Below are 25,184 nucleotides of genomic sequence, written 5' to 3'. Positions count from 1 at the left end.
GATCCCATCCTTTCCTCAGGAACTCACATGACGGTCGGCACTTTTCTTACCCTGGTCTTCTTCGCTGGCTGCGCCGCGATCTTCTTGGTGCTTGCCAAAACGGTGAAAACGCGCAGTGACAACGCAACATTTGACCATGACTTCCAGCGGTTTTATGGCTACAAGAACACGCGCATTGCTGTGTCAACAGCCCGCTCATCGATCAAGTTCAAAGCCGGCAATCGCATCAAGGCGTATGCGCTGAGTGATGTCCGGTCCTGGGAAAAGCACTGGCACAACTACAATCGCGAAGGGACGCTGACGCTCAATGTCAAAGACATCGATCATCCCGTGTGGACCATCAAGTTCGGCAACGAGACCGAGATGAACCGGTGGTATGAGCTGGTCAGTCAGGCGGTCAACGAAAAATTGAAGCTTTGACCGAGCGACCATTGGGCTAGGCGACTGGGCTTGACGGCGAAGGCTTCTCTGCTACGAATCGAAGAACCACAACACTGGATTCGTCATTATGTCTTCTGCCGTCCACTCCCCCGCTATGCCCCTCGACCAGCAAGAACATCAACTCCGCCAAGCTCATGTTGAAAGCTGGATCGCCCAACAAAACGCAGCCGGCTTTGGCGTTGACCAGCACATGGCAGACGCCCTCAATGCGTATCTTGATGGCCGCTTCGATCTTCTTGGTTTGCTGACAGAGCTTCGTCGTCCCTACTTGAACTGAGCCCGCCAGTGGGTGACAACATGATGGGCACCTGCGCCACCGAAGCCTCATTAACAGAAGTGTCCATGCCTGGCCCTTGGTGCTCACGCTGGGCCTGCTCCGCCGTGTGGCCATCCGGCACGCTCAACAGTCGCCCATCTTGGCGGTAGCGGGACAGAAGCTGTTCGAAGCTTGCTTGTCCTTGGACAAAGACCCCGTTGCCTCGCATCGCCCCTAAGCGTTCCGTCAAGGGCCGATGCTCAAACGATTTTCCAATGCCGGCTTGGGCAAGGTGTGCATTGATCCGGTCAGCGATCATGGCGCGGATCCACTCAACTTCCTCCTTGCCATTCATGCGCCCGTCTAGCACACGCGTTTTCGCCGTCATTCCCGATGCTTCCATCCGTCTAGTCGTGGCGAGTAGATGCGCATAGAAGTAGCGCGGATCATCTTTGTTCGGGCGATGGTGACTCGCTTGCAACGCAAATCCAAAGCGGCCAATCAGGCGATGTGCGATATCGAGCACCAACTCCCAGCGCTTGGGGTCATCGAGTTCGTGCGGAAGCGCAACCGCGAAGTCGCGGCAGACGGTGCTGTTGCAGCGTCGCTCTGCCGCTTCTGCAGCGGCCCAAAGTGCTTGCGGGTCATCCGCCCATGCCGGCGAACCAGGTGGTGCCAGGCAACGCGACTGGATGATGCCCGCCCTACCCCGGTAGTCGTGGCGCGCACCTGAGGCGGGATCGGTGAGCAGATAACCACCGCGATATGCCGCTGCGGCAAGCGCCGAATGCCCTTTGGCTCGGCTGTAAGTTTTGATGCGGGTGTGATAGATGGCCATGTGTGTTTCCTGAGTCAGAGTTCATCAGTTCTGACTCAAGATTTAGCAAGGCTCAAGAGCGTAAGACAGCTATTTTCGAGCGTTCTACTTTGCCTGTTATGGAATCAGGACATACTTCGATCGACCTCAAAGATCCGCCCCAAGCTCACGAAAGGCTGGGCGGGATGACAAAGCTCAACACTCCATGTGGCAAAGCGCTTGACCGCACCACGGGGATGGTCACCAAGGGGCTGTCCATGCATGCCAAAAGCGATCTTTTCGCCGTCTCCCCATTGGCTAGGCATCTGACCAACAACGACCGGTCCATCTGACGTGAGTGAGAGTGATGCAGTATCCACCACGTCATGCGCCGGGAGCACCCCCTCTTTCACTGATGCGAACCATCCGAACGGTTCGGCCAGAGTCAGGCATGGCGGCATTCCTTTTCCGACCTTCAAGAGCGAGCCTGTGTGCTCGCCTTGGAGCACCAAGAATGCGAGGACAGGCTCAACTTCTTCCTGCTGACTGTTGACCAACAGCGCCCAACTCTCTCGGAAAAGAAAGATGCTGCCAGGCCAAAGATCATTGGGCAGCCGATCTGCAAAAGCTTGTGCGGGAACGCTCATTGATTTCTCCCGGTTGATGTTCTACTGGATCTCAGTTAATCCAACGACGGCGCAGCAGCACGACCAGATCTTCTACGATTCGCTGCATGTCCATGGATAGCGCTTGCCTGACTTGGTGGGCTGGCGTGAGAAGCACCGGTTCTTGATGCTCTCCCTGTCTCCAAGGCACTTGCATGCTGTTGGGACTTGCTTCGTGCTCTGCGCGGGTCCTCCAAGCGCCGGCATGCTCTCCCAGCAATCGCACAGCAGAAACGACATGGCTAAGCCGTTCGGTGGGGTCAATCTGACCCAGGAGCCAGGCGGCATAGGCGATCGCCGCTTCGAGCTTCTCAGCGACGCTTTCTTCCAAGACGACCGGTAGCCCCATGCCGCGCTCTGGTGGCGGAACAGGCAAACTGATCAGGACATCTCCGTTGGGCCAAAGTCGGATCGACGCGCCGTCACTGCGCTGCGCTTCCTGGACCAGCACGAGCGCCTCACCGTTCAAGCCCGCCTTCATCCCTAGGCTCCGATCGAAAACGGCTGGAGCTCCAAAGAGTGCGTGCTCTTGCATGGCATCAAGGAGGGGCTGAGCTTCCATCTCGGCGGGGCGAAGCACTGTTGAGTCCGGTCCAGCTGCAACAGCAAGCTGCAAGACCGTGCCACTTTGCTGATAGCCGCGCTCGATCCGTGGGAAGAGTGTCAGTGCACGATCGCGCAGTCCTGCTGGGTCAAGGGGGGCAACTGCTTGCATCAGCTGGAACTTATGGATAGCGCGCGCCGCCTTTGGGCCTAGGTCATCTGCTGAGACGAAGCCATCCCAGTGCTGACCACCTTGCCACTTGCCAATCTCCTTAATCAGTGCGGCTTGATCCAGTTCCGCCTCCATGCCGGACTGCACAAACATGAGGAGCGGCTTACGGTTCCGGGCCTCATTTATCTCCTCGTGGGTAGCCGAGACGCCTCCTGCCTGCTTGGCTCCGTAGCGAGGCCCAAGGACGAGCATGACGAGGTCCGCCTCGCGCACGCCATTGAGGCATGCGACCTGGGGAGAACTGGCACGCGCTCCAAAGTCCTCCGCCATGATGGCTTCATGACCGAAAAGCTCGATGGCCTGCTTGACCGCTGCTCGCTCGGCTTCCATTCCCGTGATAAGCGAACTGATGAAGATTTTCATGTATTACCCATGTTGAGCGGTGGGATAACGCTAACCTTGACTTGGCGAAAACCAGGTGACCATCATTACTTCAAGCAGGGCTATGGGGTCTTTCGCTGCCGGCGGAGTTCAAGTCGCTTTTCAGCTCGGGCAATGCGCTCTTGTTGACGCTTGATGTAGGCATCGCCCTTCCGCACGCGGACCATCATGCCTGCCGGGAACACAACGCAAAAATAAATCACTAAACCAACGCACCACAGTCCTGGCGTGAGTAGCTTCATGCCACCATCCATAAAAGCCAGCGGCAGCAGCATCAGCCCAATAGCCAATGCGCCGAAACAGTAAATGCCTTGAAGCAATAGGAAATGCGTGATGTGGACAGGGTCAGCCCTGAGCAACTCAATCTTCCTCAGTTCAGCTCGATTGATCATCAAGCCAAATTTCTCATCCCAAAAGCTAAGCTTGTCGAACGCCCACTTCGCAACAATGAGAACAGCTGCTGCAACCAGGCTACCGACCACGCCAGATACATCGAACGGGATGCCCATTTGTCGAACTCCATTAGTAGTTAATCAAGAGAACCAAGGCACAGCCTTGCAGATCCGGACGCCCATAAGCTCCGGTCTCCGAGCGCTATCTCAGACTACTTATGTCTCAAAAGCTGAGACTGCGTTTCGGGAGTTTGCTAAGGCAGAACACAGTGAACTCGGATTGCCTAACTGTTTTCTTAAGAATGATTAGATTAGGCAAACCCCACCATCGTTTAACTTGCGTTCATTTTTTTAAGTGAGATGTCTCTCACTTTCTCCCGGTTTTTTACTTTTAAACACTACACGCGCATTGATGGTTTAAAACCCATTTATACTACTGCAATCATTGCCCCATATAGCTTGTCCGTAAAATCTTTTATGAAAGTCGAACTGAAAATACAGCTGTTTGAATGGCAATTATTGAGATCGCCTTAGGCAATCATCGGCACTAAATTTCTGTCCTATTTTATCATTGACAGAAAATCCCCTCCCCTTATCAAACGTCTACCTTCTCAAAAATTGGATCGTAGATGCACTTTAAACACTCTCAACTTCACAAGTATTTGCAGCACCCCAAAGGTCAGTTATTCATTCGAAGCATTCGCATCGGCAAAGTCGAATTCACTGACATGGTCGTTCAAGACCGAGCCGGCGCGCTTCACCTTCAAGACTTGGTCCAAGCGACTTACGACCATCATGAAAAGCTCCGGCGGCTTCGCCGATCCGGAACTCGCTATCCAGAACCGCTGCCCCTGGCCACCCCGGCGCGGCTCCTCTCTGAAGAGGTCGACGACTTCCTCAAAGACAAAGAGCGGCAGAACCTTCGCACCACCACGATCGATGCGTATCGTCGGACGCTTGCCATCCTTCAACGCGTGAGCGGCAACACCTCCGTTGCTCGGATCGACCACACGCACATCTACCAGATGTGGGATCTGCTGCGTTGGGCACCTGAGGACTTCATGACCAACCCCAAGAACCAAGGGTTGAGCGTCGAAGCCTTGATCGCCAAGGGTCAACGTCAAGGACGGCCACAGCCGGCCAACGCCACCTTGGAACTGCATCGGCGCTTCCTCGCGTCCTTCTTCAACACACTGGTCAAAGCGCGCGCCATCCCTCACTCGCCGATGGATGCGTTCAAACCGGCCCGAGAAGAGCTGCTGGCTGATCAGGATGAACCCGAGCGGCTGCTCTCAATAGAAGAAATCCAGAAGATCTTCAACCCCGAGACCTTCCTGGCTTGGGCGAAGAAGTATCCGCACCGTTGGTGGTGCCCGCTCATTGCCCTTTTCACAGGCGCCCGGATCAATGAGATCGCCCAGCTTAAAGTGGCCGACATCGTGCAAGATCAAGGCGTGTGGTGCTTCTCGATCCAGAAGACCGTGGACGAGGATCTGGCGCAAAGCGCTGGCAAGCGCAGCCGTCAAAGCCTGAAAGGCAAGAGTGCTATTCGCAAGGTGCCGATCCACGCAAGCCTCATCCAGGCAGGCTTCCTCGACTTCCTGGCCGACATCAAAGCGTCCGGCCACCCACGCCTCTTCCCCAACCTGTCTGCTGGCACCTGCCGCAAGACCGGTGAGCCTAACGGGCGCTACAGCCAGGGCTTCGTCAACCAGTTTGCTGCTTACTTGAAGGGCTTAGGTTTCGGCAAAGGGATCGGATCGCATGCGTTCCGACACACGCTTGCAACGGAGCTTGATGCTAAGGGCGTGCGGGTTGAGCACATCGCTCTCATCACAGGTCACGCGCTCAACAAGAAGGCGCCTGTTCTGCAAGACAACTACGTGCACAAGTCGGCCGGGAACACCCGGAAGATCCAAGTCGAAGCCCTTGGCCACTATCAGCCAGCTGTGACGTTGCCGAGCTATGTGCGAGGGCAATTTAGGGAGCGGCTGAGGAAGGGAGCGAGGATGTATCCCTAATATATGGAATACCAGCCCAAGACAACCATCGTGGTTTGCTGACCTTGACAGCGCTTTACGCTGCCCTATAGGTGTTGCATTACGAACACGGAAATAACCTCATGACACCCGATGAATTTTGGACAAAGGCCTTCTTAGCCGCTCTCACGCGCGTTTCCCCCAAGCGCGCGGAACGGGAGGCGTTGAAGGCGACCAGGTTATTTGAGCAACATCTAGCGCTCGTGAATATGCACGACGAAACCATCTCTCGATCCAGCATCAACCCTGACAAAGTTTGTGCATCGACGGAAGTAGCGTCCATAAAAAAAGCTCCTCACAAAGGAAGGCGCGACAATATGAATGGGGACGCCGCCAAACTAACACTAGACCGTAAAACGGTTCAAGCTGCAGCTCCCAGAAAAAAAATCAAACGAGACATCGTTTCCATGCCCAGGAAGCCTGTCCGCAAATTTTTATACTAACGACGTTTTGCAAAGCGCATTCCAGGCAAACGACTCAGCTCTGAGCTTGGTTTAGCCTTTGATGTGAGATGTTCTCGCAACTCAAAGATCAGCTCGCGCAAATCTGCTGTACTCTCACTAAACGCAAAAAAAGAACCGTTGGCTGTTGCAACTATGGCGCTCATTTGCTCATCCTTTCCGTCGCACAGGAATTGGATATAACGATCAAAGTCGTCAATATTCACGCCCACCTTTCGCCATACTCTGTTTTCTAAATCAAGCATAGCAACGGCGGACCCAAAAAATTGAGCAGGAGACCAGTTTTCTGGTATTTCGAAATTTATTTTACCTGGCGCAGCCTTTTCTTTTGATCTCAGCCCAAGTGCATAACGCTTCAAAAACTCAAGTCCAACAAGGAGATTTCTTTTCTGGGCAACGCTTCGGTCAGGCTCACGCGCCTTGCTTTCAGAGAATCCACCTTTCCGATGAGTTCCAAGCACATATGGTTCTATAACAAGCTTAGGGCGAGGCCCGTTGACATCGGCGTAGACGAAGTGATGCGCAATGAGCGAAACATTCAGAATATTAATTGCTTGTTGATTCTCTAGCGCCACCCCCTCAATCACAGAGCGCAGCATAAGATGCGCATGCTTACGTCCTTTAACAATCGGCCTCTGCCACTCTTCTTCGACCGTATCCCAAGTCGACTTAACCTCAAAAAGATAAAACCTATCTCCCAGGCCAATTTTAAGATCGCCGAATTTCTTATCGGCATTTCCGGACAGACTGATGAAAATCCCTCTACTCTTTTTCTTGATTAACCCTTTCCCCCATTGCCAATCTCTCAAAGCAAAAGCAACAGAACTTTCAGCTAATCTTGCCATTACGAATTCCCTATCAGCATGCTCAAAAGGCCAATCCTTTATGGGCGTAAATTTCCTAATAACCTATAGCTTCGAGTGGAAAATTGATCAAAGAACAAAGTCACGCTGCCTGCCGCATATGACGAGTTTGTGAGAAAATTCATCAAATACATTCGTCACCCTGCTCGTGATAACATCACTCTATCTAGCATGAGGAGCGGCGTTCGATAAGCGTCCCTGCAAGACATCCATCATCAGACACATATGATGGATAATTTGTAGTTTCTTACTACCAGCGAGCTGAGGAAAAAGCGATTCTTGAACTAGTCGTTCAAACTCATTCAACGCGGGATTTGAACCGAATTCATTCGGCCGCCGACGCACCTGATTCACAAGCTTCCCAGCCGCTTGCAAGAACTTCACCGCCGTGTCAACTTGAAGCTGGATCTGATCATCCGACACGAAGTGTTCAATACGAACATGCTGACTTGCCAGGTCCTTGTAAGCGGCATGAATAGTAACTGCCCCAGGCGGTCCACCTCCATCTTGAAATGCCCTACCCAAGCAGAGGTAGTCGCCAATCCCGGCAGCGCGTCCTCGGAAGAATGTATGGCGATCGGTAAAAAAGTCTGCTCCTTGATAGTCGGCATTCCGCACCTGACTGATAAAGCAATCTTTCATCCAGATGGTGCGTGGTGCTGGTAGCGCCGCTATCGTTTGAGAACCGACATGATCGGTGAATACCAAGAACCAACGAACGTGGGCTTGCCTGCTGAGCCACTGGGCATTGCCAAGTGACAAATGGTCATCGCTGACGACCACCGCTAAATCTCGATCAGGAAAGCGCGTCAAGAATGCTTCAAGACCAGATCGTGTAACCCGCGCATCGGCTAGGAAGGTCGGCACTATTGCTGGTGCCTCATTGAGTTTGTTCCAGATCTCGTTCTGCCAAGCCGACAGCGCATCCTCGTCCCGAAGCTGATGCCTGTACGGATTGACGATGACACCAATACTTTGACCAGCTTCTTGGCAGAGACTGATGCACCTTGCGAGGTCGTTGACTTGGGCGATGACCGGCTCCACAACAGGAAGCCACTGCGTCATATCTCGATCAGCATGGCCAAGCAACGCGCGAATGGCCAATAGCTCAGATCGGCGGCCATACATATACGGAACATACATCCTTATCCCCAAGCAGCGCCCCCTGCGCCGGTTCTCGACCCATCCTAATTCAGATCATGAAGTGCATTCAAGACACGCCTTTGCTGAGCGGTAGACAGAGGTGTGGCATAGCCGAGAACCCGGCAACTGCGGGGCAGTGCGCGCACAAACTTTGCCGTCGACTCCGTGGTAGTGCGTCCCCGCATGGCCGCAACGAACAAGCGATGCGCCTCCTCGATCGACAACATTTCCCACAAACGGCGATAGTGCTCGTAGCGAAGCCCATTCGGGACTTCTGGCTGCGCACCAAATTGCTGCTGCAAAGCTAGGCAATACTCCTGACTGCGAAGCATGCCAAATAGCGATATTTTATCTAGATCGGCCCCGGAGCTACTGGGCGGCCTAATTTCCCGCAACGACCCGTTCGATTGAAGCGTAAGAATGCCTACTTGCTCATCTAGCACGCGCAAATAGCTTGGACTGATCGATGGGTGGGTCACCAAATAGACGCGCTCGAACACCTTCAAGTAGTCTGGAGTTTGCGTTGACAGTCGACGATGGCTATCGAACTCTGTCTTGATCTCGTAGGCCGTTGAAGTCCCATTAAAAACAGCTAAATCGACAATCGAACGCCCCACCGGAAGTTCGACATGCAGACTTGCCGTTCGGGGACTATGCCTCCCAAACACGATGCGATCGGCAATGGTCGCTTTGTAGAAATATTCGCAGCGATAGTTCCGTCGAAGCCCTTCCAAGACCTCGTCTAGCAGCTGAGCGACCGTTTGACCCGAGTCAGCCGGCAGCCCGGCGTCAGCCAGGATCTTGCGAATGAATCGACCGTCGCCTGTCCGTCCAGCCTGCGTTAGCACAGGGCGGGTCAAAGCTTGCGCCGCTTGGCGCCACGAAATTATGTTGTCCTGCGCCGACATCGCGCGGTGCCCAAGGGAACTGATACGCAAGTGTTCCACAAGCTGGGCTTGGACGCCAACTGGTCAGTGATCCTCCTTCACAAAGCTCCGTCAGCGCTTTGCGGGGTGCCATCCTGCCCGCGCCGCCTCCTCGGGCCTACAGAACATGCGCTCGCCACGGCTCAGGTCGATGCTGGTGCGCTCGTAGTCCCGCTGACCGGGCACATGGTAGATCTTCTTGCCCTGGCGGGAGATGTTGCCCTTGATGCGGCAACTGCCGGATACGAGCGGCACAACGGCACGCGCCTGGCGCGCTTCCTCCCGCTTGCCGCGCCGGTAGTCGGCAGGCATCTGGAAAGGCCCCTGCCAGAGGTTGCGCCGCTGCTGACGCGCGTCGGCCTCGTCTGCGATGAACGCTGTGGTGTATTGCCGATACGCGACCGCCCAGCCGAGCGCACCATCCAACGGTTGACGGACTGTCCCTGGACGAAGCACTCCGCGACCACCCGGCCATAGCGGTCCGTATCCTTGGGTTGGCAGCGAACAGTCTTGTCCCACAGGTAACCGTCCAGCGCAGCGGCGGACCGCCGACCACATGGCCAAGAATGCCCATCCTGGGTGGTGCACTGCTGTGCGCTCTCGGGGGCGTCGATGCCCCACAGCCGGATGCGCTTCTTCGCTAAGGTGAGCGTGTCACCATCTGTGATGGTCGCACGACCAACCAGCTCTGCGGCTCCCACTGACCATGTGGCAAGCACAAAAACCAAAAACACCAAACCTCTGAACACCTACACCACTTCCTTTCAAGACTGCCCTGGACTTGGCACCAGGCTGCGACAGGCCAGGCACTTTAGCGGGAAGCAACCAAGAGAGCGAGATCTATGACGCCCGGCTGACCTTCGATGAACAGCTCCCGGGGCCCAGCGAGAGTGCTACAAGCGCACGCTACGAGATGAACTCATCGTCACCTGCTCCGCCGCATCGCTCTGCGCAACTCTCTTGCGCTCGTTTGATTGAAGCTCTCTGTGCTGCTTAGTTGCGTCAACTCTGGCAACCGCCTCATCAAGCTTCGCTTCAATCGCTTCGTCTGTGATCAGGTCCCGCACATCATCTAAGTTCGCTCGGCGAACCAAGATGTCGGCCACCTCATCATGGCCATTTTCGAGTGCGACGTGCAAAGCGAATTCGGGATAGGCGGTCTTGTGCGCAAATTCCAAGATGGACTTGACGATACCTGCATGCCCATTTCGTGCCGCAGATCGCAGCGCCTCTTCGCCAAAGTCACGAGGCGCACGGTGGGTTGTCACAATCGCCCCGAGCAAGGTGCGCACCAGGCGTTCATGGCCTTTCGCAGCAGCCGCGTTGAGCCACAATGTGTAGGTGTCCTCGGGATCTGGGAGGCCAGCTTCGATCAAGAACTCAACGACGTCGACATGGTTGTTCTCCGCTGCCGCTGCCAAGCCATGCAGCGCACATTGGATCTTCGATGAAAACGGCAACAAATGCTTGATCACCTCCAAATGTCCTTCTTTGCATGCGGCAATCAATGCTCGACTGTCCTGTGCCTTGGCATCTGAGAACAGGAGCAATTGAAAGACCACATCCGCATGACCATGGCGCGCTGCCTCGTACAGCGCAAGTGAGTCGTGTTGAAGAGGGCTGCACTCTTTGAGCAGGCGTTTGACGCACTCCGTGTGCCCGTGCCTGGCAGCAAGCACTAATGCTTCGTCATCCTCAGCATTGCAAAACGCCATGAGCCGCTCGACCGCCCGCAGTGATCCTGCCTTAGCAGCCACATCAAGCGGATAGACCTCAAATGACTCTGACAGCAGTGGCACCAGTTGATCAACCAAGCTTTCTTTGCCGCTAGTGATTGCCACCTCAATGGCGTAGCGTGCAGCAGCATCGCTATCGCTTTGAGCCTGACAAAGTGACATCACATACGCCTCACTCCCCTGCTTCACTGCCTGTCTAATCTTTCTTTTAAGTGCCTGGTCCATTTTCTCTCCTCCCCTTCAACTTAACGCCATCACGCCTTTCGTCAAGATCGCAGCGTGACAGCGTCAGTCGATTGGACAAGCCCAAACGGGACTTACAGATCATCGATGTCAATGCACAGCTAGCGAGATTGAACACGCCTGTCTGACGCTGCGCAATCTCATCGTTTGTGCAGCAAAGACCCAAGAGAGGGAGGGCTATGCCCACCCCCTTGCTGCAAGGCTGGTGTGCTGGCGCCCGCCAATGATCAGGTGATCCAGCACCCGGATGTCGAGAAGTGCCAACGCTTGCGTCAAGCGATCGGTGATTTGCTGATCTGCATTGCTTGGCTCCGGATTGCCGCTCGGGTGATTGTGGAAAAGGATGACGGCAGCGGTGTTCAACTCGAGGGCGCGCTTGGCGACCACCCAAGGGTGCACCTCGCAGCCGTCAATGGTGCCGAAGAAGAGATGTTCGGTTGCCAAGATGTGATGCTTGGTGTCGAGGAAGACGACCCCGAAGACTTCGTGCGGCAGGTGAGCGCAGCGGGCAATCAAGTAGTCACCGGCTTGCTCGGGGCTGTGGATGCGGCCTTGCCGTTGAAGGCGTTGTTCCAGGATGGTGGCTGCTGCGAGCAAGATGCCCTCTTCGTCCATCTGGAGTTGGTATTGAGCCTTCAGATCTTGGGTGCGCTTCATCGGTTCTTCTCCACCAGCGCGTTGTGCGCCTCGTGGGAACCGACAGGCGAAGCGTCCGGCCCTACCGCACCCGAGAGCGAGCACTGCGCAAGCAGCGCGCAGCGAAGGGCCGCAACAAAGCGCCAGCGTCGAGAAGGAGGCCTGTCCTTGCGGTCGGGACAGCGAAGCTAAGGTCCCTTTCAGAGGCCCAGCGCTGGTGGACAGCACCATGCATGCCCAACAAGGCTTGCGGGTCAAAGGGATGGCAGATGGACGGGCAGCGATTGATGTCAGCAGGCGTTTTCGTCGCTGCTCTCGAGCCCGTGCCACGACAAGATTTCCTCGACTCGACGGCCGACGAACTGCGCGTCTTCGCTCGTTAACGCCTTGCTCTCGATGGCAAAGACCATGCTGGCAAAGGCTTGCCAAAAGTGGCGCCGGTCAGGACTGGAGGCCCGCAAAGCGGGCACAGCCTCATCTAGGCGTTCGAGGTGAAAGCGCAGCTCGGCTCTGTCCATGGACTTAAGTATCGGCAGCACTGTCCCATCGTCTGAGACACATGGCCGCGCCCTCCTAGGTGAGAAGCCGGCGCAGGAGGGCCTAGCGCCCTTCTACGCGCGTTTGCGCAAAGCAGCCCCGCCAAGCCCCACATTTTCTAAAAAAGCATCACACCACGGGGCTTTGTAAAGCTCACCCCGGATATTTAGGAAACTTCTCATCCGGGTGCTTGGCTTTCCATTCTTTGTAAGAAGCACTGCCCTGCCAAATTGTGAATGCCTTAGGCGGACGTCCACGCCCTGACCACGTTTCTTGGTTGTGTGGCAACCAATACTTCGGCGCTACTTCTTTCTTTGTGGAAGTAGCTTTCTTTGGCTTAGCCACACCAGCACCTATCAGAGCGGCAATCTCTGACTTCTGCTTTGCACTGAAATGGCCAGTGTATTGGTCGAGCAACTTGACGATCTCTGTATAGGATTCAGATGATTGCTGCTGGCGTAGCTGAGCTTCCTGCTCTTCCAATTTCCGAATTTCTTCTGCCAATTTTTCTTTAGCAGCGGCAAGGGCACTCAAAGACGCGATTGTCATTCAGGACTGTTCCAAGCGGTTGATTAGCAAATTATTCGTGAGAAATCTATTGCAGTAAAGCTGCACGTCGATTTAGCAACAAGCTCTACTATTCTATCGTATTGCTCCGCAGCGACTTCTGTCTTTTTTGGGTATCGGGAGGGCATGAGGCAGGTCGGCCTCCTCAACTTGAACAGCTTGACTACTGGAACAACCCTTGAAAGCATGTGGGCCAAGACAGGGGGTGTCTATGGATAAAGCAAGGGATCGTCGAAGCGACCAGGACTACACGGCCCAGGAAGTGGCGGACCTGGATGTGTCAGCTCGCCGAGCATTGAAGCCGCATCTGCGTTGCCCTTATTGCGAGGCAACTGCTCATTTCAGGTCGGCGTCCAGGCCCAGCCCAGGGCGGCGCAGCAAAGTTGCTCACTTCTACGCCCTACCCCACGGCGACGAGTGCGACATCACCCGAAGCTATGGTGATCCATGGGAAGACGATGATACCGATCGGACCGTGGCCCAGTGGGAGCAGCGCAACACCAAACTGATCGTGCTGATCCCGTCACTGACGCCCGAAAGCGAAGAAGCGGGCACTGGTGAAGTCGAGGCCACGGATGATGAAAGCCGTTCCCGCGCGGGTGGCGATCGCACGCGTCGGTCCAACACGGTGTCGCGCGGGCCTCAAAAGCTGCTTGAACAACTAGTCGAGTGGCCGAGCTTTAAGACAAGCTCCATGACGATTCGCATGCCAGGCCAAGACCGACCTGAGGTGGCCGTCCATGATGCCTTCGTGCGTTTTGAGTCAGCGATTATGGCTCAGCACACCGGCCGATGGCTGGGGTTCTGGGGTATCGTTCGCCCCTGGAATCTCTGGCCAGCGCACGACACGTATTACTGCAACTTTGGCGCGATACGTCAGAGTTTCCGTATCGCCCTTCTGCGCGATCGCGTTTCTCCTATCCTCGCGCGCTATAGTCTATCCAGCATTGATGAGATGGTTGGTCACTATCTTCTCCTCTTCGATTACGCCCGAGAGTCAGGCTCAGGGCGTTTTATCGCTGATATCAATTCCGTGAACCACATCGGCTTCCTACGCAAAGACTAAGACCATCAGCTTTTGAAAAGGATGCTTCATGACGAGTTCGCTCTACGATGCTTTCGAGCCATGGATGCGCGTCAGCATTTGGCATACCTCTCACTCGCTCGACGAAGAGCGCCTCCATCTCGCTTTGTTTAAAGCGATCGCACACGCTGGCGCGCCGCTAAATCCTGTGGAGCAGGAAGACGCCCTCGGCGCGCTAGATTCTGGTGGGTCTGTTCGACCTCAGCCTTCCCGCGCGGTTCCAATCCTCCCTGAACTTATCCGGCCGGGTTTCCTAGATCACATGCAGAGTCTAGTTAAAGCCCACGAGTCGCAACTGTCTCCGAAGGGCAAGATCGACGTCATCAATGACCGTGGGAACTGGATCACCAAGGCCATCGGCAATTACTTGAAGAAGATGGGCAGCCAATGGCCGCCGGCAAAGCGTGGGTTCTATTCACTACGGAAGTCAATCATCCAAGAACTCCAAGGCAAGGGCGTAGCCTCCGAGATGCGTGCCCAGATCGTTGGGCACGAGCTCGATGACGAACATCACGCGGCCTGTTTCCGTGAGTTCATACCCCGAGAGAAACTCAGGGGAACCACATCCCAGTATTTCGCGACCCCGGGACTAGCGATCCTTGATTTCTCTCTCACGCAGGAAGTTATCCAACCGGAGGCGCATAAGTGACGAACATCTCCGAAAGCTCGGTCGTAGTTGCAATCCGCGATTGGCAGTGGACGCAGACAATCAAGCGTAAGCCGCCAGACGGTTCAGTCCCAATGCCAGTTCGCTACGTCGGCCTCTCGAAGTATGCGGAATACAAACTTGGAGACTACATTACCGAGCAAGACGATCGTCTACTGTTAATCGAAGTCAAGGCAACGAGAGATAAGATCAACGAGGAATGGTCGAAGCCCACGAAGAATTCATTCAATATGATTTGCGACTGGCTTCGCAATTCATCACCGACGAGTTCAGACAAGACAAACATCGATAATCTCCGCAGGATTCGGCAATCCGCGCAGTGCCATCACGTCGTCTTCTACGAGGCTGAGCCGGTGGGCACTCAACCGCCCGATGCGAACTTAATGCTGATGCCCTACCTACTTGCAGTTAAATCTCGATGTAGAACGATTCCCTGGAAGTTGATGGCCAGGAAACGCGCAATCAATTTCGAACTAGGGACAGTAGCACTGAGCCAACATGGCGATCCAATAGGCTCAATCAGATATCGTGCGCGCGAGTCCGTTTGGCTCGATAGTTTGCCTGGCCTTCGCACTCGAATTATCGACAGCACTAGCGGAGCGGCGCACTGGGATTACTTAGGCCTTCCGCTTGACGATTTTCAAGAATACGTAAATGCGGTGTGTGTAAATTCGCAGCCCCTCAGCGCAACTGTCATGTCACAGAGCGGTGGCTTCTCTGCATACTTCGAGAGCACCGACGAACTGAGGTCTTTTGTCGGGCCGCCGTTAGCGCCAAAACCGCAGGTCTCCGCGCCATATCTTTCCGGCATCCCACTTCAGCCGACCAGTGATCCCGAGCCGGAACCGGCGCCAGCAATGGCATTGGCGACGCCTCCACAAGCTCCTGCACTAATTTCTTCATTTTCGACCAAGCCTTGATCTTGAAGGGCTTGATCCAGCATTTCGCTCTCCCGTCTTGTCTGAAGCGTGATCAGCCACTCAGACTCATCCAATCTTTCGCGATTGTCCACGCTCGAATCAACCCACCGCTTCTGATAGATATCTACTGCTCGCTCAGCGAATTCCTTCGCATCGTCGGGAGCACACTCATCCAGTGCACGAAGGAAAGCTCTCAGCCAAATCTGATACCCAGGGGAAGCTAGTTGAGCGTGTGGAAGAGTTTGCATGCGCATGTCCTCAGGATAGAGCTGCACCATAAGGTCATCAGTGCACGTGTCAAGATCAAGACCAACTATCGTCATTTTCTTGGTGGCTAAAGTGATTCAACCGTCAGCGATTGAGTAGCCTTCAAAAATCGTCCAACTGCTGAACACCTCCGGACCAAGCGAGTAGAGAGCTAGGCCAGGGACGCCATCAGCGTTGCCTTGGATCAACATCAGCAAGGCACTTGATCTTGTTTCAGACGCAGATCGCAGTCTCGTTATCGCGTCCCGATCAGCCGGTGACGCCTTCGGATGCTCTTCCGGGTGTGTGTGCCACTCCCCTAGATAGAGAAGCCCCTTCTTGGCATGCTGGTTGATCGCACGTTGAGCAGCGTTGGCGTTGGAGCGATAGCTAGACCGCCACCGTTGATCTCCCCGATACGGCCCTGCCGCAGCCGAAACCACGACTTCACTTGCATGGATTGATCCGAAAAGTTGGCCACCCGCCTCTCTTGAATACCAGGATAGTTGCCGATGCCGCGCCATATGGCCGAGCACCCCCTCCTCAATCAAGATGCGCTGCGAGCTTTCTGGCAATGTGGCAACGATGATCACCTATTAACCCCAAGCACGTGAAATTTCACAGAATGAGCGTTCAAACGCGCCATCAATCTTGCACCCACTTGCAGCGGCGATATCCCGATCACCCAGCCAAGACCGAACGATACTGCCCCGCTGCTTCCCAAGCAGGACATCAAGGCAAAGACGATGCGCGCAATTGATCGTGCCCATCATGTCGGCCGCGCTATAAGGCTGATATGCAACACCACAACCGGCTTCTAGCGCGTAACCCTGCCCCGCCGGCCAATCGGAAGTAAGCCGCATTTGGAATTCTCCATCAGCATTGAGAGAGCTAGCCAAATCGGCGCCATCGACAAGGGCAACCGCGTGCCCTGCAACCGCGAACTCCTCGATCCATGTCCAAATGAGCGTTGGTGGGGTTTCCAGTTCCTGCCGCCATTGGTTGAGGGCCAACTCGCCAGCGAGGTTGATGCCGGCGGCCACCACTAGATCGCAAGCGGCGAGCTCCATCTTCTGCTCCGCCGTGGCGTTCTGGATCGCGCCCTTCCATGCTTCGAAGTCGACCGCGTGAGGAAAATCCGTACCAAGCTTTTTTGCCAGAGCTGGCGATTTGTCTTGGCCTACGGCCTCCATGCCAAGCACGTGTCGCCCGACATTGCTCGGAACCAACTCATCGGAATCGATCAAAAGCAGAGAGCCAACACCCGCTTGGGCAAGCGCCCTTGCCAGAAAGCCGCCGAGAGCACCACAACCCACAATGGCGACACGTTTGCCGCGCAGCACCTCGATATCGGCATTCTTGCCGCGTCCATGCACCCACGCGTAGTCAGCGCGCTGAACGCTTCTACGCACTGCGGGTCTCGCATGGAAACTCGCAGCGACGAGGGCGGGCGGTCGCGGCTTAGATGGCCTGAACCCCTTCGAGGCATCTTTAATGCTGATGCCTTCGATTTCCGCGCAGACATACACCGAGTTGCCGTCGATCTCACAGCCAAGCAGCACAGGAAGCACACTCCCGGGGCGCACATGTGCTTCAAGTGCGCGCGCTCCGGCCAACGCAATAACTTCCCTGCCAGTCTTGGGAAATTGATCCGGTAGGAGCGGCTGATCCAGCCAAATGAGGTGCGTAGTGGACGCGACTTTCGGCGGCTGTTTTCCGATGCGCGCCAGCCACGTATTGAGCTGCGTCGCATCTTCGGCAAAGAAGACCCCACGGCGAGGGTCTTTGTAATAGGCAATATCCCTGGAATTTTTCGCACCCCCCATCAGGCTCAGGTAGGGTGTGCGCGTGGGCTGCCCCAGCTGCGCCCAATAGGATAGGAACTCACGCCGATGCTCAGCTTCGCGTTCTTCTTCCGTCATCTCTAAGACTGTCAGAGCATCTTGCAAAGTGCTCAGAATGCGCGTTGCCGCAGGCGAGGAGTAGCGGAGCCTACCAAGACAGACATTTCCTGTCGGGTCGATGTGTGGCCAATGTGGCGCATCCTTGGCAACACCTTGCAGCGCGACAACGACCGGGTCTGAGAAGGGAAATGCCGCGTTGATACCGACTACAACGTGGTCGATCAACGGATGGCGGTGCCAATTCGCGGGGATGTCTACCCGCCATGCTGCTACCAGTCCAAAGCCCGTGAATGCGCCTTCCTCTTCCGGACGTAAGCGGCGCCACGAGCCGGGCCTGGACTCATCCAGACCGTGCTCGATCTCCTCAACCTGGGTTACCGTGAAGTCCAGACGGTTCGTCCTCAGCCAAAACGGCCGTTGCCATCATTGCGAACGTCAGACTTGTCAGACGTGGCGATAAAGAAAGCCTTTTTTGCGTTCTCTTTGGCGGTCGGATCGGGGAGCTTCTGGAAGTAGCCACTGTCGAACACGCCATCCCACGCCTTGCGCGCCTCAGACCGCGTGCAACCCTTTTCCAGGATCGCAAGTTCTTCGAGCGCCTCGCCGAGTTTGTCGCGGAAGAAGCCGACTTTTGCGTTGCCTAACTCAGCCAAGTTGGAAGCATTAACCGGGTGCTCAACTTCAGTCGATTCGCTCAGCTGCACTTGGATTTTTTTCCATGTTTCCAATAAGGCCTCATCGTCGCGACCAGCCGACGGCACGAAGTTATCCACTACAAGCTTGGTAATGACGATCCCGCTGGTCGTCTCATCCTTCCAGTTTTCACGACTGCGTGCCTGCCCCTTGGTCAGACGCGTAATGCGGCGCATCTGCTCTCCCTCGTCTTCATGTGCTTCGTTCCGCGTCGAGACCTCCTTCCGGAACCACCATGTGGTCGCGCGTGCGTCGGATGCATCCCAACTGCCATCGCCCGCCAGTTCGAAGACTTCCCGCTTGCCGCTTTGGCCATTATCTTCCTTCCGGATGCGATAGACCGGCATGTCAATGTGGTAGCCCTCGCTGTAAACCTGCCGCACACACTTGGGGAACACTTCCGCCGGGTTAGCGAAGCGGTTGTCGCGCGAGAGCGCCGCACAGACCCGTTCCTTGGCCTCTTGCGGCGTGAGCGGCAAGCCCAGTTTGTCGACGAGGTCGTCTTCGGCGAAGTAGATCCCATCATCAATGTCGTAGTCGCAGTTCGGATCCTGGACCATCGTGTGCATCTCGTAGGATCCCTGCGTGCAGGTGATCTTCGGCTGCGGATGTTCCTCTTCATCCAGTCCGATCTCCAAGCGACGGCGACCGGTATTGCGTCGCTCGCGCATCTCGTTGCGCTCGTCCGTGCTCAGGTTAATCTTGTTGTCATGGAATTTTTCCATGTCCTCGCCACAATCAAAAACAGCCATCACCCTTCTCCTTTCTGCTTACAAAGGCCATCGGTCAATGCTGCGCGAAAGTGCGCCATCTCGCTTCCGGGCTTGACCGACTGAGCCCATGCGTAGTCGACATCGGAAGTCGCCTGACGGCGAAGGGCATTGAGCACCTTCGGCCTGGCGTCATCCATGTTCTGGATGTATTTCAGGAGTTGCTCGGATGGACACTGAGCAGGCAAGCGGAACGCCATGCTTTCGTCCTTTCGCAATTCCAGGATCTTCTTGCTCAGATAGTCGTAGCCGACCGCCTGCGAGTTGAGGCTCGCGCTGATCGCATGCAAGCCGCCTTTCCATCCCAAGGCACCACGATACCGGCGTCGATCTGAGAGCTCCTCTCCACCCTGTGCCGGAAGTGCGCCCAACATGAAAAGGTGGATCGGTCGCGCCTCTTCCCGATCTCCTAGGATTTCGACCGCTTCGATCGCACCGAGCGCCCCGGGATTGTTCGCCCACAAACCGCCGTCGGCATAAACCACGTGGGCTTCACCGCCCGGCTCGGTGAGGCGCGCCAAAGCGCGCAGGATTGGAGCCGCAGTAGTGGCCATGCAGGCATCCACCAATGTGCGGTTGTCGTCGCGCCCATTGAGCCGACGCAGATGGCGCGTTTTGAACACGACCGCCGCGTGGCGTGCCATATCGATCGACGTCAACGCTAGGCTGATGCCTCGGACCTCTTGGACATAGCGAAAGGTCTTGTCCTGGAAGGTCGCTTCAAGAGCACTCCTGAGCGCAGTCTCTCCGCGCCGCGTGCCGAGACCGAGGAGCGGAACGACCAACCCCACCCACGGAACACGGCGGATCCACTGACCCGGAAAAATTTCCTTGCCGTGTTCCTCATAGAGCCGGTCCACCTTGGAAAGGGACTCCCCCGCCGCCAACGCGGAAGCAACGATACCGCCGGTGCTGGTGCCGACAATCAAATCAAAGCACCGTCCTACGTCCAGCTCGGTATCGCCTTCACCACACACGCGAGCAGCAAAGGCCCGCAGGTAAGCGGCCTGATACACGCCTCGCATTCCTCCGCCGTCTAGGCAGAGCACCCGAAAGGGCTTCATCAAGATCTCCTCAGAGGACAGAGCGGCGAGCGGAAGAGTTGCGACCGGATTGAATGTGATGGCCGTCGCACCGGTCGCGACTGGCGACTACTTCGACTTGGTCGGATCGACCAAGGTGTAGGTAGACCGAGGACTTGGGGTAGGCGGGAGGGGCTCGCCCCTTACAACCGTCCGCTCCGGACCCTGACCACCGCGCGGACCGGTAATCTGATACTGGCCGGACCGAGGAGCCGTCTACCCGGGCTTCAAACCGCTGGTCTTGCTCATCGTGCGTCACCTCGTTTCCATTCCAGGCAACAGCCTGGTTCTAAAAAAGCCCGCCAAGGCGGGCGCTGCCTCGCCAGGCAACACCGATGTCCAAAATATGACCGCGTTCACGGCCTGATCTAATCTATGGTGTTTCTGGCTTAGGCAACAAGCCTATACTACGCGCACGGACTGTACAAGTAAGAGATTAAGTGCATGGATTTAAAGGGTTTTGTGTCTTCGAAAAGGGAGAGCGCGAGCTTTCGCCAGCTCAGTGAGCGCGTGGAGGACTTGGACCACGTCTACCTATGGCGTCTTGCCAGTGGGCATCGCACGGCTCCTTCTGAGGACACGGTGGCCAAGATGGCGAAGGCCTTACAGCTCAGCTCGAGAGACACCGAGATATTGGCTCTCCTGTCCAAGACCCCCATCGATGATGTGCTGTTCGAGCTGATCAACCGGCATCCCGAGATCCCGATTGAAGACATCGAGCCGGCGGCCACTATGAGCTTTCGCGGCACTCGCCCTACCACCCAAGATGACTGGATGAAGATCATCGAGCTTGTGCGTTCGATGTAGGAGATCGCCTCATGGACGAGCTGACTGCAATAGGCAGAGCCCAAGCCCTAGTCAAGGACATTGCGTCGGCACCCGTTGACGCAGTTGGCATCGCCCAAGGACTGGGCTTCGAGGTCAAGTTTGCAGACCTCCCTGCCAATCAGGCTGGCAACACGTTTCCGAAATCTGGTCGAAAGATCATCTGCATCAACCAAAACGACGATCTTTATCGTCAACGGTTCACCACGCTGCACGAAGTTGCCCATCACGTCCTGGACCTTCCTTCCAAGCATGGCGAGGTGCTTCCCTCCAACGAGCTCGAACGCTTCACAGCTCGTCCGTCAGAAGAGAAGCTCTGTGATGCCTTCGCGGCAGCATGTTTGGTGCCTCTGCATCTGATCCGACCGCTGGCGTCTAGCCTCCCCTTCACGGTTGAAACCGTTCAAACGCTCATCGAACAGTTCCAGGCGTCGCATCGATGTGTCGCATCGAGCTTTGTGCGCGCCTCCCGCGAGCTTGTCGCCTATGTTTATGCCGAAGATGGCAGCATCCAGCTGGCACTGCCATCTGCTGCTGTGCGCGAGGCCGGAATTTACATCGAACGAGGGATCAAACTTCCAAGCGGCTCCGCAGCATCCCGGCTGCTTCGCAACGGAGTTCGCTTCGATACCGAAGATCTCGATGCGTCAGATTGGAGCAACAGCGCATCGGCAGAGAACTTCACCTGCTATGAAGAAGCACTACACATGATGGCGTGGAAGCAAACTTTGTCGCTTCTAACATTCGAGCACTTAGGTAGATCAACTGAGCAGTCCTTTGAGAAGGACGATGACGATGAGCGATTACCGCCCCTAACTGGGCAACTGCCATGGCCCCGCAAATAGGACGGGGCCACGCGTGTTGCTACACGAAAGGAAAGATAGCGACGACGTTGACGCTCGTGTCTGCGGCGTCTCAACTCATAGACGAGGCGTTGTTTTTTTATATGACTACCCAATTTATCAGTGCTCGAACCGAGTTCGATCCCGACTACAACCTTTGGTTCGTCCAAGTCCTTGTCGCGAGAGGTGGATCGCTTCCATCTTGGCGGCGACACCACCCGAACGACACACCCGATATTCCTGCCAGAGCTTTTCCCACACGGGAGCAGGCGCAGGTGCGCGAACATGAACTTAACAACTTCTTCGATCAGGAACTCGTCAGTGAGCCCGACGCGGAGCGCCGCATCTCTCTTCAACTTCGAGCTCAGAAAGCTCGCCAGTCGCACCAACGCTTGCAGCAAGAAGAAGAATTGATGCTGGCAATTGGGCGAGCCCGTGGGTTGTCCGAAATCCCTGTCGCCATGCTGCCCGCTCGACTGCATTCGGATGACGAAACCTACCGTATAGAAATCGAAGCGGCACTCACTCAGCACCCTTATATTCGCTCAATTGCATTTGGCGATGGGCGGCGCAGACGCATGGCTCAACGGCGTGATGATGGCTCCTGGTGCAAGTCTTTTCTCGCTAATCGCAAGGGCCTCAGAGGTGCTCACCGAGCCCCGATTGCAAACGGGTTCGGCCTGAACGAGTTCGATCACTACGGAAAGATGAAGGCGGCGATCAGGCAGATGTTGCTCCCGGAGGCCAGTCGCATCCTCACGATGCGTGGTGTGCAGCAGCTCTTGGCAGATGCACTAGCGCGCGGAAAACGTGCCGTAGTTTGGGGCAGCTATGTGTTCTGGTATGAACAAGGCAGTATTGGCTGGCAAGTAAAGGAGCGTAGCGGAAGCGCAGATAGCGAGGACGACGAGGCGATCTGGTTCGAAGGCAAGATAAATTCGGTGAATTTCGGCCGAATTGTCGTTCTGCCGTATATCAAGTCGAACGGTGAACGAGTTCGAGGGCACACCAAGAACGCGCCCCATGATGGTCCAGCGAAGCCGCGGGCACCTGGCGAGGAACTCGTTCTCGAGTTTGAACAGCTTGATGGGGATCTCATGCGAGAGCTGCTGGGAGAGTTCCGCTACGAGAAGGGGTTTGGGTAACCAGAACGGCATCATCCTGCTTCATCAGCTTGACAGTTGAGTTGAGTTGACTGCCCTACCCTCCATGCATCGGGTCATTCCCCGCGATCGCGGAGGTGTTCCCTCGTTCGCCGCCGCGAGGCGGCTTAGAAGTAAACGGCCCCACAAGAGCCCCCGAAGGGGGCTCTGCTTTTCCGAAGCGTCCACAAATGGAATCGGGCCAGCCGCGTCAGGAGCTAGACCCGCACCTATTCCTCTTCTCCGAACACCGCCGGATACAACACCGTGTTTCGAGAGGGCGAATACTGTGCTCCCGCCCGCACTGCTTCCAGCAGAGTCGCCTCTTCCCAACGCTGCCCTACAAGCTGACGGATGATTTCGGGGGTGATGGCCACGACGTCTTCGCGGCCGAAGATCTGCTCGATGCGCTTGTCGGCAGACCGAACTCGTTCCAACGTCTCGCGCAGCGTATCCAGCGGGTAGCCTCCAATGTAGCGAGAACCCACGCCAGGGTGATCGGTGCGAACGGCGAAGAAGGGACCATTGAGTTCGAAGTCGCCATGCCAGAGGATCTTAATCTGCATAGGCAGATCCTGGATGACGACCTCCTGCCGCTCCCCATGCCAGACCAAGCACAAGGCCTTGTCCTCCTCCGGGTCCAAAAGCCAGGCGTCACCATCCTCGGTGGCGAAAAGGACAAACTGCCGGGATGCCAAGGCCTCTGGGCCCGTGACCACGATCTTGCCCTTCCCTGCCAAGGCCGATTGAATGATCGCCTCGACTTCGGGCAAGAGCTGCCGAGAGCCTTTGATCTGCTCGGTTTCGGTGAGACACAGGCACACATGGTGCCAGTGGTCATAGCCGGCACTGCGGGCGACTCGGTTGAGTAGGTCGGCGTGCTTGCCGCCACCGTTGCGCTGAATACGCTTGGCCTGCTTTTTCAGGGCTTCGACCTGGGCAGGCGTGGTCTTGATGAAACGCATGGCTGAACTCCTCGCTGTGGGCGGGGGCCAGGTGCTCACTGCCCGGATCCGCCACAGTGGGAAGATCAGACATGGTTCGGGTGGACGTCGTCCCGCGAGGGTTTGCCAAGGTGAGCAGCAGGCGTCGACCACGCCCACGATCAGATTAGCAAGCATCTGGGCAGCGTAGAAGGGGGGGAGCCAGCGTCCCAGTTCCCCTGATCAGACTCGATCTTTCAGTGCCGCATTCCCGTCGATCCCGACATCCCAGATCGCGGCGGACGGGGCTTCAACTCGCGCCGGCTCGATCCACTCTTAACGTCTTTGTCCGACCCGTCCTCTTCTTCGAAGGTGCTACCCCAGTCTTCTCTGTGGGCGCAGGCGCAATGTGCGTGAGAAAGATGATGCGCTCGCTAGCGCATAAGCTCATCGCGCTGATTGCGCGATCTGGCCTCAGCCTCCTCATAGCGAAGCTCGTGCAAGACTTTTGCCGCGACCTCCCCCAGCTCCTCGGCCAATACCTGCTCGCCAATGGCCCCCATCACTTGCTCCCAAAAGCCTGCCGCCCGCACGAAACCGAGACGCGGCCCAATGGCGGATCGGCGTCGCGAGGATGAAGGAGTGATGATGGGGGCGACCGGCTGCGGTGCGGGCGCTGGATCCAAGATCTCGGCCAACGCTTCAAGTGGCATCTGGATCAATCCGTCGATCTTGCGAGCACCCGGATAGCGCCCCGACTGCATGCCTTCGCGCACGCGTTGCACGACTCCTCTCGTGCTTTGGCCACGAAGCAAATGTGCGACCTCGTCCGGCCGAAGTGCATAGCGCTGCGGATACAACTCTCGAAGCGTTTGAAGCGCGCTTGCAGACATGCGAGATGGCCCATCCCTAGACTCATTACAAATGTCTTATAGCGCAGCCTAGGAGACCTTGGAAGCCGTGGCAATGCTGTGGCGAACAAGCGCTGCTAGAAGCTGCTTTGCGATGTCTAGACCTGCATCGCACCCGCCGAACGAGCAACCACAGGCCTTATTAAACAACAAGTTAGACAAGATAGCGGTGACCCCTCAATTTCCCCTCTTCCTTAGGAGGGGGACGCTCTATCCAGCTGAGCTACGGGGCCAAGGTGGGCATTGTCGCACGATCGTTGCGATTGCCAAGCCGGTGGGTGGTTGGCGGAGCCTGCTAAAATCGGCGGCTACCCGTGT

General features: G+C 56.2%; 26 protein-coding genes and 1 pseudogene. 9 read left to right on the top strand and 18 right to left on the bottom strand.

The window, feature by feature from the left end:
• Positions 1-27 precede the first annotated feature (27 nt).
• Complete coding sequence (locus CPBF1521_RS09680) at positions 28-420, top strand: hypothetical protein (RefSeq protein ID WP_115676826.1); 393 nt, start codon at positions 28-30, stop codon at positions 418-420.
• A gap of 224 nt (positions 421-644) precedes the next feature.
• Here CPBF1521_RS09680 and CPBF1521_RS09670 read toward each other — a convergent pair whose 3' ends face one another.
• From CPBF1521_RS09670 to CPBF1521_RS09655, 4 genes are all read right to left on the bottom strand, one after another.
• The gene (locus CPBF1521_RS09670) at positions 645-1,535 is read right to left on the bottom strand and encodes a MobA/MobL family protein (RefSeq protein WP_115676824.1); all 891 of its coding nucleotides are present in this window, start codon (positions 1,533-1,535) and stop codon (positions 645-647) included.
• Between the two features lie 104 nt (positions 1,536-1,639).
• A complete protein-coding gene (locus tag CPBF1521_RS09665) occupies positions 1,640-2,140 on the bottom strand; it encodes a hypothetical protein (protein WP_115676823.1) in 501 nt (166 codons plus the stop codon).
• 31 nt (positions 2,141-2,171) lie between these two features.
• Entirely contained in the window at positions 2,172-3,296 is a 1,125-nt protein-coding gene (locus tag CPBF1521_RS09660; protein ID WP_115676822.1) for a DUF4062 domain-containing protein, read from the bottom strand.
• Between the two features lie 80 nt (positions 3,297-3,376).
• The gene (locus CPBF1521_RS09655; RefSeq protein ID WP_002811388.1) at positions 3,377-3,823 is read right to left on the bottom strand and encodes a hypothetical protein; all 447 of its coding nucleotides are present in this window, start codon (positions 3,821-3,823) and stop codon (positions 3,377-3,379) included.
• A 734-nt stretch (positions 3,824-4,557) separates the two neighbouring features.
• Between CPBF1521_RS09655 and CPBF1521_RS09650 the strand changes: the two genes are divergently transcribed.
• Both CPBF1521_RS09650 and CPBF1521_RS09645 read left to right on the top strand, forming a co-directional pair.
• Positions 4,558-5,727, top strand: a complete 1,170-nt coding sequence (locus CPBF1521_RS09650; RefSeq protein WP_115677100.1) for a site-specific integrase — start codon at positions 4,558-4,560, stop codon at positions 5,725-5,727.
• A gap of 101 nt (positions 5,728-5,828) precedes the next feature.
• Positions 5,829-6,188 carry a hypothetical protein gene (locus CPBF1521_RS09645; RefSeq protein WP_147295439.1) on the top strand — a complete coding sequence of 120 codons (360 nt, stop codon included), beginning with the start codon at positions 5,829-5,831 and terminating at the stop codon, positions 6,186-6,188.
• On the opposite strand, the gene CPBF1521_RS09640 is transcribed toward CPBF1521_RS09645, so the two are convergent.
• The 8 genes and pseudogenes from CPBF1521_RS09640 to CPBF1521_RS09605 all read right to left on the bottom strand — a co-directional run bounded on the left by CPBF1521_RS09640 (position 6,185) and on the right by CPBF1521_RS09605 (position 12,839).
• The gene (locus CPBF1521_RS09640) at positions 6,185-7,051 is read right to left on the bottom strand and encodes a hypothetical protein (RefSeq protein WP_147295438.1); all 867 of its coding nucleotides are present in this window, start codon (positions 7,049-7,051) and stop codon (positions 6,185-6,187) included. The two genes, CPBF1521_RS09645 and CPBF1521_RS09640, sit on opposite strands and share 4 nt — an antisense overlap.
• Positions 7,052-7,231: 180 nt before the next feature.
• Positions 7,232-8,212 carry a sce7725 family protein gene (locus tag CPBF1521_RS09635; protein ID WP_147295437.1) on the bottom strand — a complete coding sequence of 327 codons (981 nt, stop codon included), beginning with the start codon at positions 8,210-8,212 and terminating at the stop codon, positions 7,232-7,234.
• 44 nt (positions 8,213-8,256) lie between these two features.
• On the bottom strand, positions 8,257-9,120 hold the full coding sequence (locus tag CPBF1521_RS09630) for a sce7726 family protein (protein ID WP_115676821.1): 864 nt from the start codon (positions 9,118-9,120) through the stop codon (positions 8,257-8,259).
• 90 nt (positions 9,121-9,210) lie between these two features.
• A pseudogene (locus tag CPBF1521_RS09625) lies at positions 9,211-9,887 on the bottom strand (thermonuclease family protein).
• A gap of 144 nt (positions 9,888-10,031) precedes the next feature.
• Positions 10,032-11,099: an ankyrin repeat domain-containing protein gene (locus tag CPBF1521_RS09620; RefSeq protein WP_115676820.1), complete on the bottom strand. Its 1,068-nt coding sequence runs from the start codon at positions 11,097-11,099 to the stop codon at positions 10,032-10,034.
• Positions 11,100-11,294: 195 nt separating this feature from the next.
• Positions 11,295-11,774 carry a JAB domain-containing protein gene (locus CPBF1521_RS09615; RefSeq protein WP_115676819.1) on the bottom strand — a complete coding sequence of 160 codons (480 nt, stop codon included), beginning with the start codon at positions 11,772-11,774 and terminating at the stop codon, positions 11,295-11,297.
• A 269-nt stretch (positions 11,775-12,043) separates the two neighbouring features.
• Positions 12,044-12,271, bottom strand: a complete 228-nt coding sequence (locus CPBF1521_RS09610; RefSeq protein ID WP_046931837.1) for a hypothetical protein — start codon at positions 12,269-12,271, stop codon at positions 12,044-12,046.
• Between the two features lie 172 nt (positions 12,272-12,443).
• Entirely contained in the window at positions 12,444-12,839 is a 396-nt protein-coding gene (locus CPBF1521_RS09605) for an H-NS histone family protein (RefSeq protein ID WP_080764664.1), read from the bottom strand.
• Positions 12,840-13,068: 229 nt separating this feature from the next.
• Between CPBF1521_RS09605 and CPBF1521_RS09600 the strand changes: the two genes are divergently transcribed.
• From CPBF1521_RS09600 to CPBF1521_RS09590, 3 genes are read left to right on the top strand one after another with little or no spacing between them, the layout of a single operon-like run.
• A complete protein-coding gene (locus CPBF1521_RS09600) occupies positions 13,069-13,923 on the top strand; it encodes a hypothetical protein (RefSeq protein ID WP_080764663.1) in 855 nt (284 codons plus the stop codon).
• Positions 13,924-13,951: 28 nt separating this feature from the next.
• The gene (locus tag CPBF1521_RS09595; protein WP_115676818.1) at positions 13,952-14,590 is read left to right on the top strand and encodes a site-specific integrase; all 639 of its coding nucleotides are present in this window, start codon (positions 13,952-13,954) and stop codon (positions 14,588-14,590) included.
• Positions 14,587-15,528, top strand: a complete 942-nt coding sequence (locus CPBF1521_RS09590; protein ID WP_147295436.1) for a hypothetical protein — start codon at positions 14,587-14,589, stop codon at positions 15,526-15,528. Before CPBF1521_RS09595 ends, CPBF1521_RS09590 begins: the two co-directional genes overlap by 4 nt.
• Before the next feature lie 344 nt (positions 15,529-15,872).
• On the opposite strand, the gene CPBF1521_RS21815 is transcribed toward CPBF1521_RS09590, so the two are convergent.
• From CPBF1521_RS21815 to CPBF1521_RS09570, 4 genes are all read right to left on the bottom strand, one after another.
• Positions 15,873-16,298, bottom strand: a complete 426-nt coding sequence (locus CPBF1521_RS21815) for a Mov34/MPN/PAD-1 family protein (RefSeq protein WP_353961343.1) — start codon at positions 16,296-16,298, stop codon at positions 15,873-15,875.
• A 72-nt stretch (positions 16,299-16,370) separates the two neighbouring features.
• Complete coding sequence (locus CPBF1521_RS09580) at positions 16,371-17,903, bottom strand: ThiF family adenylyltransferase (RefSeq protein ID WP_128698480.1); 1,533 nt, start codon at positions 17,901-17,903, stop codon at positions 16,371-16,373.
• A gap of 176 nt (positions 17,904-18,079) precedes the next feature.
• A complete protein-coding gene (locus CPBF1521_RS09575; protein ID WP_052756057.1) occupies positions 18,080-19,123 on the bottom strand; it encodes a cyclic GMP-AMP synthase DncV-like nucleotidyltransferase in 1,044 nt (347 codons plus the stop codon).
• Positions 19,123-20,205, bottom strand: a complete 1,083-nt coding sequence (locus CPBF1521_RS09570) for a patatin-like phospholipase family protein (protein WP_115676817.1) — start codon at positions 20,203-20,205, stop codon at positions 19,123-19,125. Before CPBF1521_RS09570 ends, CPBF1521_RS09575 begins: the two co-directional genes overlap by 1 nt.
• A 462-nt stretch (positions 20,206-20,667) precedes the next feature.
• On the opposite strand from CPBF1521_RS09570, the gene CPBF1521_RS09560 reads away from it, so the two are divergent.
• The 3 genes from CPBF1521_RS09560 (at position 20,668) to CPBF1521_RS09550 (ending at position 23,035) form a co-directional block, all read left to right on the top strand.
• Entirely contained in the window at positions 20,668-21,030 is a 363-nt protein-coding gene (locus tag CPBF1521_RS09560; protein ID WP_039446067.1) for a hypothetical protein, read from the top strand.
• Positions 21,031-21,041: 11 nt separating this feature from the next.
• Positions 21,042-21,893 (top strand): ImmA/IrrE family metallo-endopeptidase, encoded by an 852-nt coding sequence (locus tag CPBF1521_RS09555; RefSeq protein ID WP_115676816.1) that lies wholly within the window; start codon positions 21,042-21,044, stop codon positions 21,891-21,893.
• 101 nt (positions 21,894-21,994) lie between these two features.
• Positions 21,995-23,035 (top strand): hypothetical protein, encoded by a 1,041-nt coding sequence (locus tag CPBF1521_RS09550; protein WP_235858427.1) that lies wholly within the window; start codon positions 21,995-21,997, stop codon positions 23,033-23,035.
• A 227-nt stretch (positions 23,036-23,262) separates the two neighbouring features.
• On the opposite strand, the gene CPBF1521_RS09545 is transcribed toward CPBF1521_RS09550, so the two are convergent.
• Entirely contained in the window at positions 23,263-23,997 is a 735-nt protein-coding gene (locus CPBF1521_RS09545) for a hypothetical protein (protein ID WP_039446065.1), read from the bottom strand.
• Positions 23,998-24,389: 392 nt separating this feature from the next.
• A complete protein-coding gene (locus CPBF1521_RS09540; RefSeq protein ID WP_268982696.1) occupies positions 24,390-24,719 on the bottom strand; it encodes a hypothetical protein in 330 nt (109 codons plus the stop codon).
• Positions 24,720-25,184: the final 465 nt, after the last annotated feature.

It is taken from the genome of Xanthomonas euroxanthea (genome assembly GCF_900476395.1).
Classification (GTDB): Bacteria; Pseudomonadota; Gammaproteobacteria; order Xanthomonadales; family Xanthomonadaceae; genus Xanthomonas; species Xanthomonas euroxanthea.
Note: the sequence above shows the minus strand (reverse complement) of the source record. Positions and strands in the feature narration are given on the sequence as shown.

Excerpts from the sequence above, each read along its gene's own strand:
- CPBF1521_RS09555 (WP_115676816.1), top strand. The coding sequence starts at position 21,042 with ATGGACGAGCTGACTGCAATAGGCAGAGCCCAAGCCCTAGTCAAGGAC.
- CPBF1521_RS09600 (WP_080764663.1), top strand. The coding sequence starts at position 13,069 with ATGGATAAAGCAAGGGATCGTCGAAGCGACCAGGACTACACGGCCCAG.
- CPBF1521_RS09605 (WP_080764664.1), bottom strand. The coding sequence starts at position 12,839 with ATGACAATCGCGTCTTTGAGTGCCCTTGCCGCTGCTAAAGAAAAATTG.
- CPBF1521_RS09560 (WP_039446067.1), top strand. The coding sequence starts at position 20,668 with ATGGATTTAAAGGGTTTTGTGTCTTCGAAAAGGGAGAGCGCGAGCTTT.
- CPBF1521_RS09630 (WP_115676821.1), bottom strand. The coding sequence starts at position 9,120 with ATGTCGGCGCAGGACAACATAATTTCGTGGCGCCAAGCGGCGCAAGCT.
- CPBF1521_RS09550 (WP_235858427.1), top strand. The coding sequence starts at position 21,995 with ATGACTACCCAATTTATCAGTGCTCGAACCGAGTTCGATCCCGACTAC.
- CPBF1521_RS09655 (WP_002811388.1), bottom strand. The coding sequence starts at position 3,823 with ATGGGCATCCCGTTCGATGTATCTGGCGTGGTCGGTAGCCTGGTTGCA.
- CPBF1521_RS21815 (WP_353961343.1), bottom strand. The coding sequence starts at position 16,298 with ATGGCGCGGCATCGGCAACTATCCTGGTATTCAAGAGAGGCGGGTGGC.
- CPBF1521_RS09540 (WP_268982696.1), bottom strand. The coding sequence starts at position 24,719 with ATGCAGTCGGGGCGCTATCCGGGTGCTCGCAAGATCGACGGATTGATC.
- CPBF1521_RS09670 (WP_115676824.1), bottom strand. The coding sequence starts at position 1,535 with ATGGCCATCTATCACACCCGCATCAAAACTTACAGCCGAGCCAAAGGG.
- CPBF1521_RS09640 (WP_147295438.1), bottom strand. The coding sequence starts at position 7,051 with ATGGCAAGATTAGCTGAAAGTTCTGTTGCTTTTGCTTTGAGAGATTGG.
- CPBF1521_RS09595 (WP_115676818.1), top strand. The coding sequence starts at position 13,952 with ATGACGAGTTCGCTCTACGATGCTTTCGAGCCATGGATGCGCGTCAGC.
- CPBF1521_RS09635 (WP_147295437.1), bottom strand. The coding sequence starts at position 8,212 with ATGTATGTTCCGTATATGTATGGCCGCCGATCTGAGCTATTGGCCATT.
- CPBF1521_RS09660 (WP_115676822.1), bottom strand. The coding sequence starts at position 3,296 with ATGAAAATCTTCATCAGTTCGCTTATCACGGGAATGGAAGCCGAGCGA.
- CPBF1521_RS09545 (WP_039446065.1), bottom strand. The coding sequence starts at position 23,997 with ATGCGTTTCATCAAGACCACGCCTGCCCAGGTCGAAGCCCTGAAAAAG.
- CPBF1521_RS09570 (WP_115676817.1), bottom strand. The coding sequence starts at position 20,205 with ATGAAGCCCTTTCGGGTGCTCTGCCTAGACGGCGGAGGAATGCGAGGC.
- CPBF1521_RS09610 (WP_046931837.1), bottom strand. The coding sequence starts at position 12,271 with ATGGACAGAGCCGAGCTGCGCTTTCACCTCGAACGCCTAGATGAGGCT.
- CPBF1521_RS09680 (WP_115676826.1), top strand. The coding sequence starts at position 28 with ATGACGGTCGGCACTTTTCTTACCCTGGTCTTCTTCGCTGGCTGCGCC.
- CPBF1521_RS09665 (WP_115676823.1), bottom strand. The coding sequence starts at position 2,140 with ATGAGCGTTCCCGCACAAGCTTTTGCAGATCGGCTGCCCAATGATCTT.
- CPBF1521_RS09620 (WP_115676820.1), bottom strand. The coding sequence starts at position 11,099 with ATGGACCAGGCACTTAAAAGAAAGATTAGACAGGCAGTGAAGCAGGGG.
- CPBF1521_RS09645 (WP_147295439.1), top strand. The coding sequence starts at position 5,829 with ATGACACCCGATGAATTTTGGACAAAGGCCTTCTTAGCCGCTCTCACG.
- CPBF1521_RS09615 (WP_115676819.1), bottom strand. The coding sequence starts at position 11,774 with ATGAAGCGCACCCAAGATCTGAAGGCTCAATACCAACTCCAGATGGAC.
- CPBF1521_RS09575 (WP_052756057.1), bottom strand. The coding sequence starts at position 19,123 with ATGGCTGTTTTTGATTGTGGCGAGGACATGGAAAAATTCCATGACAAC.